Raw genomic sequence first — 15,203 nt, 5'->3', positions numbered from 1 at the left:
AGTCAAAGCCGACGCCAAACCCAAAGCTGTGGAGCAGACCCGCCCTCACCCCAACCCCTCTCCCGCACGCGGGAGAGGGGCTAGTGCACTAGCAGCAGACGCATTCCGAGCCCCTCTCCCGCGTGCGGGAGAGAGGCTAGTGCACTAGCAGTAGACGCATTCCGAGCCCCTCTCCCGCGTGCGGGAGAGGGGTTGGGGTGAGGGCGCTTTTTGCTTTGTCGCTTTTACAGCGCGAGTGGCTGCAATTGTTCGCCGCTGCAGTTAAAGCGTGCGGCTGATGGTGAAGCTTCCGAATACCGGCGTCTCTTTCTGCCCGTCGAATTCGCGGGTGCGGTGGTAACGCGCCAGCGCGAACTTCCACTTGCCGCGCATCACTGCCACGCCATAGCCGATGTCGCCCACAAACGGTCGCTTGTCCACACTGTGACTATTGCGGAAGGTGTTGCCATCCAAGGTGATGTCGCGCACTACCCAACGCGCATCGCTGGTGACAAACAGATGGCTGGACCAGCCTTCGGCACGGCCGCGACGGGTGGGCGCAGTGTTCTCGCCGGCAGGGCGCATTGGTGAGCTGCCGAAGTCGTCAGGCAGCTTCCAGCCGAAACGCACTTCGCCACCGACATTCGCATACGTGGCCAGGTTGCCGAGGGCACCACCCCAATGGCTGATCGCGTCCCAGCCCCAGCCACCCGCGTTGCCGTCAGCCGGCCAGCGTTGCATGCGCTCATGCAGAAGCTTGAACACCGGTTCATCGTGCAACTGGTTATCCCAGCCCATGAACTTCTCGTCGCCAAGAACGCTGTGCACAGCGTCCTGCACCTGCTTTCCCTGCGCGGATGGGCCAATCATTCCCAGTGCCAGTTGGGTGGTGCGCAGGTGGTTGCCGTTACGCGCGTTGTAGCCGAAGTTGACCATCAGCACCGCCGCATACGGACGGTCATCTTCGATCAGGTCGCTACGGATGTTGTCGGTCGGTGTGTACAAGCCCTGGCCGAAACTGAAGATCATGTTCTGCTGCTGGAACTCACCCGGATGCAACTGTTCCAGATGGCGGTTCATCCAGCGCGCAAGGCGCGGCAGGCAGGGGTCGTCGGTGTAGTCCTGCAGGTTCGGCGACACCAGCGTGAACATCGCACCATTTGTGTATCCCTGATCCTGCTGTGCACCGCCCAGCAGGTCATTGTCGACGCGGAAGTTGATCGCAGGCGGGTGATCGCTCAAGGCACTTTGTGCGCATTGTTGCGCTGCCCAAGCAGGGGTGATTGCAAGACTGCCTGCCATCAGCAACAGCAGTGGGGTGCCTCTTTTCACGTACGGACTCCTCGCCGGCAGAGTGACATGCAGCTTAGTGATCCGTTGTGGGTCGGCATATCGCTATCGAGCGGACAGATTGTTGTGGGTGTGGCGGTGGATTTCCCCGCGTGGAGGCGCGCACCAGACGGGGTGGGTGGTCTTGGCTGGAGGGCGCTTCTCATACATGCGCGTGGTGCGGTTCAACTGCGCTCGTCATTGTCGCTGCTTTCCTCCTCTGGCTTTCGTCGGTCTGGCGGGATGGAGGTTTTCCCAGGTGAGACAGTCATCGTGTGGTTGGCGCGGTTCGCGTGTGCAGGCAGATGGCAGCGTGGCTGCGGTTCATGCCTTCTGCCCTGTATTCCGTCGACACCTGACGCTGCTTTCCCAGTCCGTCGTGGTTCAGCGGTTCGGGCTGCGCCTGCTCTGGGCTGAATGGGGGCGACGCGCGATCTCTACGCTTGAGGAGGCTCTGGTGCCAAGCGATGCGGTAAGTGGGACGGGCCGGAGGTGGTCGATCTCTTTTGGCCGTCTTTTTGCGGGGAGATATGGCGAGACAGGGGCAGTTTCAGTGCATGTAAAGGGAGGCGCCTCACAAAAACGTCATGCATCCTGACGTCGGTCTGGGTTAGGATTCTGGCGGACCGGACCGTGCTCGTCTGCTACGTGACATCAGGGACAGAGTCTCACCGCAAGGTCTCTAAGCCAAAGGAACGCACCTCGTAAGGTGCAGGTTAATGGGGAAGTATCAGATGCGTAACGTTTTTTCGCCGCTCACCGCAGCGGTCATCACTCTGGGCATCGCCGCGGCTGTCAGCAGCCAGCCGGCCCAGGCAGCATTCAAGACCAAGGGCACCCAGGCGCAGGAACAGCGCCAACAGGCTGCCGCACAGATTCCAACCTGCCAGCGCCCGATCGGCACCTTGTCGGTGATCGAGCCGGAAGACTCCACCCATTGGTGGACCGGTCAGCAGTTGCCGGCGCCGTCGCGACTGATCAAGGCCTTCGTCAACCGCTCGCGCTGTTTCACCCTGGTGGACCGTGGTGCCGGCATGGCCGCCGGCCAGTTCGAACGTGAACTGGCAGCCAGTGGCGACCTGCGTGGTCGTTCCAACGTCGGCAAGGGCCAGATCAAGGCCGCCGACTACGTGATGATTCCGGACCTTATCTCGCAGAACAGCAACGCCGGTGGTAGTGGCATCGGTGGCCTGCTGGGCGGCCTGATCGGTGGCCGTGCCGGTGCGGTGGTGGGTGGTTTGAATTTCACAAGCAAGACCGCCGATGTGGTGTTGACCGTTACCGACGTGCGTTCGTCGGAGCAGGTAGCCATCTCCGAAGGCTCCGCGCGCAAGAGCGACATGGGCTTTGGTGCCAGCGGCGGCCTGTTCGGCGGCAGTGGCCTGGGCGCGGCTGGCGTTGGCGGTTATGCCAACACCGAAATCGGCCAGGTGATCACCATGGCCTACCTGCAGGCCTATACCGACATCATCGCCCAGCTGGGTGGTTTGCCTGACAACGCTTCTGCCGCCAACGCGCAGCAGGCGGTGACGGTGACCCGTGCTGGTCGTCTGCTGGCCAACGCCCGTGGTACCGGCGCGCCGGTACGCACCCTGGAAGCCGGGATGATGCTGTACCCGACCGGCACCAAGGAAGGCGTGATGTGGGAAGTCGAGGATGAACTGGGTAACCGCGGTTGGGTGTCGTCCACCCTGCTGCAGCTGTCCAAGTAAGCCTGGGTTTACCCCGCAGAAGGGCCGCGCAAGCGGCCTTTCTGGTTTCTGCGGGGAGCGGTAGTGCCGAGCCATGCTCGGCAGAGGCTTCACCGGGAACCCCTTTTGTAGGAGCGGCGTAGGCCGCGAAGCCCGTAGATGTTCAGGTTGCCGGCATTGCAGGTTGATGTAGATGGTCCGCTTCGCGGCTGACGCCGCTCCTACAGCGAGTGTTGCCGGTGAAGCCCCTGCCGAGCATGGCTCGGCACTACAGGTTGGGCTGGCATGGAAGGCTGTAATCCGGGGATGGCCTTGGGTTTGTGGGCGTTCGCCCCGATAATGGCGGCATGGAAATCAAGTCCGACAACCCTGAACACGGCTTCCAGTTCCCCGGTACCTTTGAGCTCAGCGCCATGGGCGCAGCCAATATCGGTCTGGAAGCTGAACTGCCCAAGTTGCTGCAAAGCGCCGGTATCGAGGTACTGGAAGAGCGCATCAGCTGGAAACAGTCCTCCAACGGCAAGTACGTCTCGGTGCGCATCGCCTTCAAGGCGGAGAGCCGTGAGCAGTACGACGCAGCCCACGCGGTGATGCGTGATCATCCGGAAGTGAAGTGGACGCTGTAACCGCCTGTGCTGTGGAGACGCCGCGCAAGGCGCTGCGTCCGGCAGTGCTGCGCGATCTGGGCCGGCAGGGCTATGAGCCTGTCTGGCACGCGATGCAGCAGTTCACCGATACCCGTACCGACGACTCCGCCGACGAGCTGTGGGTAGTCGAGCATGACCCGGTGTTTACCCTGGGCCAGGCCGGCAAGCCCGAGCACGTGCTGGCGGCCGGCGATATCCCGGTGCTGCATGTGGACCGCGGCGGCCAGGTGACCTATCACGGCCCGGGCCAGATCGTGGTCTACCCGCTGCTGGACCTGCGCCGGCTCGGTATTGGTGTGCGCGATTACGTATGCCGCATCGAGCAGGCCATCATCGATACGTTGGACGAATGGAACATCGGCGCTGAACGCATGGATGGCGCGCCCGGTGTCTACGTGGGCGGCGCCAAGATCGCCGCGCTCGGCATCCGCGTGCGCCGCGGCTGCAGTTTCCACGGGCTGGCGTTCAATGTGTCGCTGGATCTTGAACCCTTCCACCGCATCAACCCCTGCGGCTACGCCGGGATGCAGGTGACCTCGGTGCTAGACTTGGGCGGTCCTTCGGGCATCGAAGCGGTCAAGTCGGTGCTGCTGTCCCATCTGGCCCAGCAGTTCGGCTTGGCCTTGCAGCCGACGCCCGAACTGCCCGATCTGACTACGCGGCTCTGAGACCGCTGATAACGCCATGACTGAAACCACCACGCGCTCCATTTCCCTGCAGGTCGTGCAGGGCGACATTCCGTCCGCGCCGTTGCAGGCCGGTGTCAAACAGCTTGGCGGTGACAAGATCAACCGCTCGCCGGTGCAGTTCGCCGACGCGCCGGTGCTGCGCAAGCCTTCCTGGATCCGCGTGCGCATTCCTTCGGGCAATGCCGTGGCCAACCTCAAGGCCAAGCTGCGCGAGAACCGCCTGGTCACTGTGTGCGAGGAAGCCAGCTGCCCGAACATCCACGAGTGCTTCGGTCACGGCACCGCCACCTTCATGATCCTGGGCGAAGTCTGTACCCGTCGCTGCTCGTTCTGCGACGTGGCCCACGGCCGGCCCAAGCCGCCGGATGCCAACGAGCCGGCCAGCCTTGGCCAGACCGTGGCCGACATGGGCCTGAAGTACGTGGTGGTGACCAGCGTCGACCGCGATGACCTGCGCGACGGCGGTGCCCAGCACTTCGTCGATTGCATCACTGCCATCCGCGAAAAGTCGCCCAAGACCCGCATCGAAGTGCTGACCCCGGACTTCCGTGGCAAGGGCCGCATGGAGCGCGCGCTGGAAATCCTCGCGCAGAACCCGCCGGACGTGTTCAACCACAACATCGAAACCGTGCCGGACCTGTACCGCAACGTACGCCCGGGCGCGGACTACCAGTGGTCGCTGACCCTGTTGAAGAACTTCAAGGCACAGCACCCGAACGTGCCGACCAAGTCCGGCATCATGCTCGGCCTGGGCGAAACCTTCGAGCAGGTGCAGGCCACCCTGCGTGACCTGCGCGCGCACGACGTGGAAATGGTGACCATCGGCCAGTACCTGCAGCCGACCGCCCATCACCACCCGGTGCTGCGTTACTGGACGCCGGAGGAATACAAGGCGTTCGAGGATTACGGCTACGAACTGGGCTTCACCCACGTTGCGTCCGGCCCGATGGTGCGTTCGTCCTACCACGCCGACCAGCAGGCGGCCGGTGCCGGCGTCGCTGTCTGAACCAGACCAAAGCATCCCGCTGCGGCCCAGTGCCGTAGCCGGGATCGCGTCAATTCGAGTGGTGCCACCGCAGCGATTCACAAACTGCTACGGGCGGGCAGCTACTCTGGAGCCAAGCAAGGTGACAAGTGCCGAAACTTTCGGCACTGTCGGCGTGTCCTACTTGCCCGCAGTCTCCCCACAACATTCGGTGCCACGAGTACTTTGATGAACTACCGAGTTCCCGTTTTCCTGCTGGCCCTCGCGCTGACCGCTCCCGCCGCCTTGCTGGCGCGCGCCGATACGGCCTTGCCCTCGGCAGCGACCATCGACCAGGCCACCACCTCCAAGCTGGTCTACGGCTTGTTGTCGGACAGCCGTTACGCCTACCGCCCGCGCCAGCTGGATGCGGCGACCTCACAGGACGTGTTCAAGCGTTACCTGGAGTCCTTGGACAGCGGCAAGCAGTTCTTCACCAAGGAGGACGTGGATCGCTTCGCGCCGCTGGCGGCTCGGACCGGTGACGCCATCCGTTCCGGCGAACTGGACCCGGCCTACCAGGTGTTCGCGGTGTACCGTCAGCGGGTCGGTGAGCGCGTGGCCTATGCCCGCCGCCTGCTGCGCCAGGAGCCGGATTTCACCGTTGAGGAGCGCTTCAATTACGACCGCAAGGACGTGCCGTGGGCAACCAACGCCGAGTTGGACGAGCTGTGGCGCAAGTCGGTGAAGAACGACTGGCTGCGGCTGAAGTTGGCCGGCAAACCGGCCGCTGACATCCGCAAGACCCTGGACAAGCGTTACGACACCCTGCTCAAGACCATCAATGAGCTGAAGGGCGACGACGTGTTTTCGTTCTACATGAACGCCTACACCAGTGCTGTTGACCCGCATACCGATTACTTCACCCCGCGCACCGCCGAGAATTTCAACCAGGCCATGTCGTTGTCGCTGGAGGGCATTGGTGCCCAGCTGCAGCGCCAGGACGATATGGTGGTGATCCGTGAAGTGGTGCCGGGTGGCCCGGTGGCGATGGACGGCACGCTCAAGGCCGGTGACCGCATCGTCGGCGTTGGCCAAGGCCGTTCCGGTCCGGTCGAAGACGTGATCGGCTGGCGCATCGATGATGTGGTTGGCAAGATCCGCGGCGCCAAGGACACCCAGGTGCGTCTGGAATACATTCCGGCCGCCGAAGGCGTGGACGGCAAGCACCGCATGCTGACCCTGACCCGGCAGAAGATCCGTCTGTCCGAGCAGGCCGCCAAGGGCGAGACCATGACCATTCCTGCTGCCGCTGGCCAGCAGGAGCGCCGCATCGGTGTGGTCAAGCTGCCGACCTTCTACCAGGACTTCGAAGGCCGTCGACGCAATGCCGCCGACTACGCCTCCGCTACCCGCGACGTGGCCAAGCTGCTGGCCGGTTTCAAGGCCGACAAGCTCGATGGCGTGGTGCTGGACCTGCGCAATAACGGCGGTGGTTCGCTGGATGAAGCCATCGAACTGACCGGGCTGTTCATCGAACAGGGTCCGGTGGTGCAGGTGCGTGAATCCGGCGGCCGCGTCACCGTCAACAACGACCGCAACCCGGCGGTGGCCTGGGACGGCCCGCTGGCGGTGCTGATCAACCGTGGTTCGGCCTCGGCTTCGGAGATTTTCGCCGGCGCCATCCAGGACTACGGCCGTGGCCTGGTGATCGGTGAAACCACCTTCGGCAAGGGCACCGTGCAGAACGTGGTGCCGTTGGACCGTTGGCCGGCCAGCGAGAAGGAACGCTTTGGCCAGGTCAAGCTGACCATCGCCCAGTTCTTCCGCGTCAGCGGCTCCAGCACCCAGCACAAGGGCGTGGTGCCGGACCTGGCCTTCCCGGCCAGCGTCGATGCCAGCGAGTTTGGTGAAAGCACCTACGACAATGCGCTGCCGTGGACCCGCATCGCTGCCGTGCCGCACACCCAGTACGGCAACTTCGCTCCGATCGTGCCGCGCCTGGAAACCCAGCACGACACCCGTATCCGCGCCGACCGCGAGTTCCAGTGGTGGGAAGAGGACGTGCAGCAGTTCCGCACCGAGGCTGCCAAGAAGTACGTCTCGCTCAACGAGGCAGAACGCCGCGCCGAACGCGACAAGCAGGAAGCGCAGCGCAAGCAGCGCCAGCAGATCCGCAAGGACCTCGGCCTGCCGCTGGATCCGTTGGCCGAGGACAGCAATGACGACGGCCTGACCGGCAACGAGCGTGACATCGTCAAGGATGCCGCGCGTGAGAAGGCCGCCGAAAAACGCCCTGATCCGCTGTTGAAGGAGTCGGCCTCGATCCTGGCCGATGCCGTGAATCTGCTGGAAAAGGACCGCCCGCTGTCGGCACAGGTGTTGCCGCAGTCCACCGGCCCGGGCCGCTGGGCTGACTGAGGCAATACAGCGCGGCGCACAGCCCGGCTGAGCGCCGCGACAACAGCATCTGTACGCATTCAACGCCGTCAACGTAGCCCTACGTTGGCGGCGTTATGCTGTGGTCTACGCTGACTGTGGAGGTGCCCATGCGCCGACATCTGCTGCATGCGCTGGTCGCTGTGAGCCTGTTGCTCACTGCTTGCGGTGGCAAAGCCGTCAACAGCACCTTGCTGCGCGAATCCTTCGATTCGGGCGATACCTATACGCGCAGCATCGATGCCTCACCGGCGCAGGCCTGCGAGGCGGCGCGGCGCGCGTTGCTGGGCCAGGGCTATGCGATCACCCGCGCCGATGCGGGCAATGTGGAGGGCAACAAGAACTTCCAGCCCAAGGACGAAGTACACGAGCAACTGGTGTTGCGGGTGTCCTGCGCCGCGCAGGGCGCAGGCAAGGCGCAGGTGTTTGTCAGTGCGGTGCAGGACCGCTATGCCTTGAAGAAGTCGCCGACCTCGGCCAGCGTTGGTGTTGGCGCGTTGGGCTCGGTATCGCTGCCGTTTGGCAGCAATGACGACTCGCTGGTGCGGGTCGCCAGCAGCACCGTGCAGGACGCGCAGTTCTACAGCAACTTCTTTGGGCGCCTGCAGTACTACGTGGATCAGGCCGCGCAACCGGTCCCAGCGGAGCCTGCGCGATGATGCTTGGCTGGCGCGCTACGCAGCGGGCTGGCCGAACGATCCTATTGCTATGCGCGTTGGCGCTGACGCCACTGCTGGCCGAAGCGGGTTGCAACATGGCCTTGCTGCAGCAGCTGGGTTGGCAACTGAGTGAGGGTGGGCAGCAGGCGCCGCGGATAGCGGCCGGCGATCCGTGCCGGCGTGCATCGCTGGCCGATGCGCAGGCGCACGGCGATCTGCAGCTGCAATTGCCGCGCGGCTATAGTGCCGCACAGCGCGAGCAGCTGGCCGTGCAGCTACTGCAGCAACCGGCAAGCATCTGCGCCTATGCCTTCAAGCTTGGCGATGCGGTGCGTACGGCCAGTTCCCGTTTGCAGGAGAACCCGGGCTATCGGTTCTCGGCGTTGCAACTGGGCTGGATCGGCTTTGGTGTGCGCGGCGCCCGCGCGCAGGGTTGGCAGCGCTTTCGCAGCTTCGGTCGCGGTTATGCACCGTCGGCGCGCAATTCGGTGGCACTGCAGGCGTTCTACACCGGCCGGGTGCGCTCCGAGTGCGGGGTGGGGCGGCAGGTAGGACAGCTGGCGACGATCCGCGAGTTGTTTGGTGATGCTGCCTTCGATACGGCGTTCACTTCGGGCGAGCTGTCCATCGGCACCTTTCTGAGCCTGCATGACACCCAGAGCATCCTGCTCGGAAGCAGTGCGGGCGAACTGTTCGCCGATGGCAAGGCGGTAAAAACCTCGGCGTTGGGCCGGCAGGCGTTCATGGGCGTCCCGGGCTATATCGTGCACGCCTTCGATGCCGTCTACCTGGACGACATCAACAACCAGGCCGAGAACTTCGTCATCACCGATGTCAGTGCGGCGGCGGCGACGGCTTTGGCGCGGCATGGTGGTTTTGCCTACTACGATGCACTCAACAAACAGTTGTGGGAGCTTGCCCAGCAATTGCCCGGCAGTGGCTGGAGGCGCTTCGAGCGGCTGCTGTACGAGCGCGACGAGGCTTTGCGCGCTACGTTGCCGCCGCCGCAGCGGGCAATATTGGCGCAGATGGATGCCGTGCTGGCCGATCCGGTATACCGCGAGCTGATGCTGTACGTGCACCGCCAAGGCGTACGCCCATTGGGCTATCACATCGTGCGCTTGCTGGACCGCAATCCGCGTACGCCGTTTGTCATCGAACTGGTGCTGCACAATCTGCACACCACGATTTATCAACGCTGGTTGCAGGCCCGTCTGCGGGCCTGTCCGGCAGGACCTTTACTACCGCAGGAGGAGCTTAAGCATGGAATTGGGAATGATCGGGCTGGGTCGCATGGGCGCCAACATGGCGCAGCGTCTGCAGCGTACGGGGATTGCCGTCACCGGTTTTGATCCGGGTGAGCAGGCGCGGGCGCAGGTAGCCGAGCATGGCGTGGCCACGGTGGATACTCTGCAGGCACTGGTACAGGCCTTGCCGGCGCCGCGCGCGCTGTGGTTGATGGTGCCGTCCAAGGTGGTCGATGCCACGCTGGACAGCCTGCTGCCACTGCTGTCCGCCGGTGACGTGGTGATCGACGGCGGCAACTCCTGGTACAAGCAATCGCAGCAGCGCGCCGCAGGTTGTGCTGCAGCCGGAGTGGCGTTTGTCGATTGCGGCACCAGCGGTGGCGTGTGGGGGTTGCAGGAAGGCTACTGTCTGATGGTCGGTGGCGAAGCGGGGGTGGTGGCGCGTTTGTCGCCGCTGTTCAAGGCGCTTGCGCCCGCGGAGGACCGCGGCTGGGCGCATGTTGGCCCGGTCGGCGCCGGGCATTTCAGCAAGATGGTCCATAACGGCATCGAGTACGGAATGATGCAGGCCTATGCCGAAGGCTTCGCGCTGATGGACAAGAAGGCCGAGTTCGACCTGGATGTGGGCAAGGTAGCCGAAGTCTGGCGGCATGGCAGCGTGGTGCGTTCATGGTTGCTGGACCTCAGTGCCGACGCGCTGCGGAAAAACCCCGCGCTGGATGGCATCGCCCCCTATGTTGAGGATTCCGGCGAGGGCCGTTGGACCGTGGCCGAGGCGATCGAGCTGGATGTGCCAGCGCCGGTGATCACCTTGTCGCTGCTGGAGCGGCTGCGCTCGCGGCAGGAAAATTCATTCAGCGACCGCATGCTGGCGGCAATGCGCAATGAATTCGGCGGGCATGCGATCAAGCCCGCTGGTGAGTCGGCTTGAGTTTTCCCGCCTGCGTTTACAGGTCCTGTTAACAGGGAGTGCACGGGTACACCTATTCGTGCAATCCTTGGCCGACAGTCAGCGATGCTGTCGTGCCGGCCACGCCGCCATCGACTGACCCCGGATCGACACACCGTCGATGAACTCCGGGCCGTCGCGACCCGCGCCGGTCCGTCAGCACGCAGGGGAAGGGATGGCGACACGATTGACCGACGATGGCTGGAGCCGCTGGCGCCTGTATGGGCTGGGTTTGGCGGCGCTGTTGATCATCGTGGTGCCGGCCTTGACCCTGCAGCGGTTGGCGGCAGATAGCGTCAATGCGTCCAATTGGGTCGTGCATACCCAGGCGGTGGGCGCGCGCTTGTACAACCTGCAGGCAGACATCCGCGATGTCGAGTCGGCGGCGTTGACCTTGTCCAAGGGCGTCGATTCGCCGGCACTGCAGGAGCGCCTGCAGACGGCCGACCGCATCGGCGTCAACCTCGGTGAACTGGCCCAGCTGGTCCGCGACAGCCCTGAACAGCTGGTGCGTATCGGCAAGATGGAATCGATGCTGGAGCGGCGCATGGCGCTGGCCAGGGAAATCGCCGCCAGCACCGATTCGCCCCGCCAGCGTGAGCTGATCGAGGAAATGACCTTCCAGTACCCGATCCGGCAACTGGTGCAGGAGCTGCAGGAACATGAGGATGCGTTGCTGGTGAAGCGCGCAGCCAAGGCCAGGGACCAGCAGCAGCTGGCGTCGATGGTCACCTGGACCGCGCTGGCGGTGCAATTGCTGCTGTTGGGTCTGGTGCTGTGGCTGCTGCAACGGCAGATCGGTGGTCGCGCCGATGTCGAGCGCCGCCTCAGCAAGGCCAGCGCCCGCGCCAATGCAGTGCTGCAGACCGTGCGTGAGCCCATCGTGCTGCTCGACGGCAAGTTGCGGGTGGTGCTGCACAACACCGCATTCACCGAGTTGTATGGCGTTGACGACGCCGATATCAGCCTGCGCCAGCTGCAGGACATCGGTGACGGCGCGTGGGAAGACCCCTTGGTGCGCCAACGCCTTGCCGATGTGTTGCTGCGCGGACGTGAGTTGTGGGATTTCGAGCACCAGCAACGCAGCGTGGACGGTATGAACCGCACCATGCTTATCAATGCTCGGCGCATGGCCTTGCCAGACGCCGAGGACGATGTGGTGTTGATGACGATCAGCGACGTCACCGTGCAACGCGCCGTGCAGCAACACGTGGAAGAGCTCAATCACCAGCTTGAAGGCAAGGTTGAGCAGATGGCCGACGTCAACCGCGAACTGGAGGCCTTCAGCTATTCGGTCTCGCACGATCTGCGCGCGCCACTGCGGCACGTGGCTGGTTTCTCCGACAAGCTGAAGCGACACCTCGGCGAGGAGATCGACAGCAAGACCCAGCACTACCTCGACGTGATCAGCAGCTCGGCACAGCTGATGGCGGCCTTGATCGATGACCTGTTGGTGTATTCGCGACTGGGACGTGGCGCGATGCGCCTGCAGCGGGTAGACATGCAGTCGCTGGTGGCCGATACCCGTGCCCTGCTGGATTCCAATCTGAAGAACGAAGCCGGCGCGGAGGGGAAAGTGCGCGAGGTGGAGTGGAAGATCGGCAGGTTGCCGGTGTTGATCGGCGACGAGAACATGTTGCGTCAGGTCTGGCTGAACCTGCTTGGCAATGCGGTCAAGTACACCGCAGCCCGCGACAAGGCGGTCATCGAGGTCAACGCGAAACAGCTGCCCGACGGCAGCCATCAGTTCAGCGTCAGCGACAACGGCGCCGGCTTCGACATGCAATACGCCACCAAGTTGTTCGGTGTGTTCCAGCGCCTGCACAAGGCTTCGGAGTATCCCGGTACCGGCATTGGCCTGGCCAGCGTACGCCGCGTGCTGACCCGCCACGGTGGCCGCATCTGGGCCGACGCCCAGGTGGATCAAGGCGCCACTTTCAGTTTCGTTCTTCCCCAGGCAACCGAAGTATCCAACAAGGACACCGTCGAATGAGTCCCCTGCGCACCATCCTGCTCGCCGAAGACAGCCAAGCCGATGCCGAAATGGCGATCGACGCGCTGCGCGACGCCTCCTTGGCCAATCCCATCGTGCATGTCGAAGACGGGGTTGAGGCAATGGACTTCCTGCTCAGGCGCGGCGCCTTCGCCCAGCGCGAGGAGGGCCTTCCGGCCGTGCTGCTGCTGGACATCAAGATGCCACGCATGGATGGCCTTGAGGTACTGCGGCTGATCCGCGGCGATGAGGACCTCAAGCGCCTGCCGGTGGTGATCCTGTCTTCTTCGCGCGAAGAGAGCGACCTGGCCCGCAGTTGGGACCTTGGCGTCAACGCCTATGTGGTCAAGCCGGTGGACATCGACCAGTTCTTCCAGGCGGTGCGGACCATCGGCACCTTCTGGGCGTTGATCAACCAGGCACCGGAGCACGAGTAAACACAGATGCCGAACAAGGGAGCGCCATTGGGGCCGTTGCGAATCCTGCTGGTGGAGGATTCGCCCGAAGATGCCGAGCTGGTCGTCGACCAGTTGCTCGAGGCCGGTCTGCAGATCGAGTTCGAGCGTGTCGACAACGAACCGGCGATGCGCGACGCCTTGGCCGAGGATGCGCCGGATGTGGTGCTGTCGGACCTGAGCATGCCGGGCTTCTCCGGCTACCAGGCGCTGCAGATCCTGCGTGAGTTGCACCCCAGGGTTCCGTTCATTTTTGTCTCCGGCACGATGGGTGAGGAGACTGCGGTGGAGGCGCTGCAGCAAGGCGCCAATGACTACATCATCAAACACCAGCCGGCGCGGCTGCCATCGGCAGTGGCGCGGCTGGTGCGCGAGACCCGTAGCGAGCTGGAACGGCTGCGGGTGGAAGATGAGTTGATGCGTGCGCAGCGGCTGGAAAGCCTGGCGCTGCTCGCGGCCGGTCTCAGCCACGATCTGCGCAATATCCTGCAACCGTTGCTGATCATTCCCGACCTGATCCGAGACCGCAGCGATGATCCCAAGATCGTCCGCTTGGCCGATGTCATCGCCGAGTGCGGGCGCCGTGGCCATGAGATGGTCGAGTCGATGCTGTCCTTCGTGCGCGGTTCACGCCAGCCCAGTGAGCGCATCGTATTGCAGCGCCTGTTCCAGGCGGTGGGCATGCTGCTCAAGAGCAGCCTGCCGCGCAATGCAGAGCTGCACCTGGAAGTCTCCGACGACCGCATGGCGATCGAGGCGAACTACACCGAGTTGCAGCAGGTATTGCTGAATCTTGCGCTCAACGCCATCCAGGCCATGCCCGATGGCGGCAGCTTGAGTCTGGTCGCCGAGCGTGTCGCCGGCGAAGAGGGCATGGTGCGCATCCGTGTCAGCGATGACGGCATCGGCATGGATGCAGCCACGGTGCAACGCTTGTTCACCCCATTTTTCACTACCAAGGCCGAAGGCACCGGCTTGGGTCTGGTGTCCTGCCATCGCATCGTCGAAAGCATCGGTGGGCAGATCCAGGTGCAGAGCGAGCTGGGCGCGGGCACCACCTTCGAGCTGCTGTTGCCGATGTGCGAAAGCGCTGGCAGTGAAGACGCCGAGCCGCTGGAGAGAACCCGGGTCGGCCATGGTGAGCGCCTGCTGGTGGTCGATGACGAGGCCACGCGTTTGTCGCTGCTTGGCAATGCGCTGTCCAGCCAGGGTTATCGCATGCGTCTGGCCAGCGATGGCGCGGTAGCGATGCGCCATCTGCAGGAGGCGGGGCTGCCGGATGTGGTGCTGGTCGACAGCGGCATTCCGCTGCTTTCGGCCGGTCAATTGCTGGCCGAGATGCAGGCGATGGGCTATCGCGGTCCGGCGATTGTGCTGGAAGACGCCAATGCACCGGCCTTCGCCGATGGTGAGGCGCCATCGGGCATCAGCGTACATGTGCTGCCCAAGCCGCTGGAGATGCAGCGGGTATTCCGGGCGGTAGCCGACGCGTTGGGCGTGGGCTGATACAGCCGCGTTGGCATATGCGGGCTGGCAATAGCTGGCCTATCATGTGCGCCCCCTCCTACGATGCGGTGCTCCAGCTCGTCCATCGTGGCGCGGGCGGGCCCGCAGGCAAACCAACTCATGACCACCGTGCTCCTCAGCCTGGGCAGCAACCTGCAACCGCAGCACTACCTGCAAGCGGCGGTTGCCGTATTGCGCGAACGTTTTGGCGCAATCAGCGTCTCCCCGGCCTACCGCACCCCGGCAGTGGGTTTTGACGGCCCGGATTTCCTCAACAACGCGGTGATGTTGGACACCGAGCTGCCGCTGGGCGAGTTGGACGATTGGCTGCATGCGGTGGAAGACGCGCACGGCCGCGACCGTTCCGGGCCGCGTTTCAGCGACCGTACCCTGGATATCGACGTGGTGTATTACGGCGACCTGGTGGTAGAAGGCCCAGGTCATCTGCGCATTCCGCGTCCGGAGCTGAAGCACGCCTTCGTGCTCAAGCCGCTGGCCGACATCGCCCCGGATTTCATCGACCCGGTTCGCGGCCTGAGCCTGCAGCAGATGTGGCAGCAGCACCCGCAATATGGGCAGGCGTTCGATACGGTGGAGTTGTAAGGCTGCACGGGTAGTGCCGAGCCATGTTCGGCATTGACCTTACCGGTAGAGCC

Annotated in this window: 13 protein-coding genes; 12 read left to right on the top strand and 1 reads right to left on the bottom strand. The window is 63.9% G+C overall.

The window, feature by feature from the left end:
• Positions 1-261 precede the first annotated feature (261 nt).
• Positions 262-1,281 (bottom strand): lipid A deacylase LpxR family protein, encoded by a 1,020-nt coding sequence (locus ACVOK8_RS14460; RefSeq protein WP_481567440.1) that lies wholly within the window; start codon positions 1,279-1,281, stop codon positions 262-264.
• 761 nt (positions 1,282-2,042) lie between these two features.
• Here ACVOK8_RS14460 and ACVOK8_RS14455 point away from each other — a divergent pair.
• The 12 genes from ACVOK8_RS14455 (at position 2,043) to folK (ending at position 15,150) form a co-directional block, all read left to right on the top strand.
• Entirely contained in the window at positions 2,043-3,020 is a 978-nt protein-coding gene (locus tag ACVOK8_RS14455; protein ID WP_481535654.1) for a CsgG/HfaB family protein, read from the top strand.
• A gap of 326 nt (positions 3,021-3,346) precedes the next feature.
• On the top strand, positions 3,347-3,625 hold the full coding sequence (locus ACVOK8_RS14450; protein ID WP_481567439.1) for a DUF493 family protein: 279 nt from the start codon (positions 3,347-3,349) through the stop codon (positions 3,623-3,625).
• Positions 3,613-4,314, top strand: coding sequence for a lipoyl(octanoyl) transferase LipB (gene lipB / locus ACVOK8_RS14445; protein WP_481567438.1), 702 nt, complete (start codon positions 3,613-3,615; stop codon positions 4,312-4,314). The genes ACVOK8_RS14450 and lipB overlap by 13 nt, the downstream gene beginning before the upstream one ends.
• Before the next feature lie 16 nt (positions 4,315-4,330).
• A complete protein-coding gene (gene lipA, locus ACVOK8_RS14440; protein WP_481567437.1) occupies positions 4,331-5,341 on the top strand; it encodes a lipoyl synthase in 1,011 nt (336 codons plus the stop codon).
• Positions 5,342-5,548: 207 nt separating this feature from the next.
• Positions 5,549-7,720 (top strand): carboxy terminal-processing peptidase, encoded by a 2,172-nt coding sequence (locus ACVOK8_RS14435; RefSeq protein ID WP_481567436.1) that lies wholly within the window; start codon positions 5,549-5,551, stop codon positions 7,718-7,720.
• A 128-nt stretch (positions 7,721-7,848) separates the two neighbouring features.
• The gene (locus ACVOK8_RS14430; protein WP_481567435.1) at positions 7,849-8,397 is read left to right on the top strand and encodes a DUF2242 domain-containing protein; all 549 of its coding nucleotides are present in this window, start codon (positions 7,849-7,851) and stop codon (positions 8,395-8,397) included.
• Positions 8,394-9,749, top strand: coding sequence for a hypothetical protein (locus tag ACVOK8_RS14425; protein ID WP_481567434.1), 1,356 nt, complete (start codon positions 8,394-8,396; stop codon positions 9,747-9,749). Before ACVOK8_RS14430 ends, ACVOK8_RS14425 begins: the two co-directional genes overlap by 4 nt.
• The gene (gnd, locus tag ACVOK8_RS14420; protein ID WP_481567433.1) at positions 9,661-10,575 is read left to right on the top strand and encodes a phosphogluconate dehydrogenase (NAD(+)-dependent, decarboxylating); all 915 of its coding nucleotides are present in this window, start codon (positions 9,661-9,663) and stop codon (positions 10,573-10,575) included. Before ACVOK8_RS14425 ends, gnd begins: the two co-directional genes overlap by 89 nt.
• Before the next feature lie 193 nt (positions 10,576-10,768).
• On the top strand, positions 10,769-12,586 hold the full coding sequence (locus ACVOK8_RS14415) for a sensor histidine kinase (protein WP_481567432.1): 1,818 nt from the start codon (positions 10,769-10,771) through the stop codon (positions 12,584-12,586).
• A complete protein-coding gene (locus ACVOK8_RS14410) occupies positions 12,583-13,023 on the top strand; it encodes a response regulator (protein ID WP_481567431.1) in 441 nt (146 codons plus the stop codon). Before ACVOK8_RS14415 ends, ACVOK8_RS14410 begins: the two co-directional genes overlap by 4 nt.
• A 6-nt stretch (positions 13,024-13,029) precedes the next feature.
• The gene (locus tag ACVOK8_RS14405) at positions 13,030-14,547 is read left to right on the top strand and encodes an ATP-binding response regulator (protein ID WP_481567430.1); all 1,518 of its coding nucleotides are present in this window, start codon (positions 13,030-13,032) and stop codon (positions 14,545-14,547) included.
• A 120-nt stretch (positions 14,548-14,667) separates the two neighbouring features.
• Complete coding sequence (gene folK / locus ACVOK8_RS14400) at positions 14,668-15,150, top strand: 2-amino-4-hydroxy-6-hydroxymethyldihydropteridine diphosphokinase (RefSeq protein WP_481567429.1); 483 nt, start codon at positions 14,668-14,670, stop codon at positions 15,148-15,150.
• The last annotated feature ends 53 nt before the right edge of the window (positions 15,151-15,203 follow it).

Source organism: Stenotrophomonas sp. STEN083 (assembly GCF_056759195.1).
This window is presented reverse-complemented; position numbering and strand designations above follow the sequence as displayed.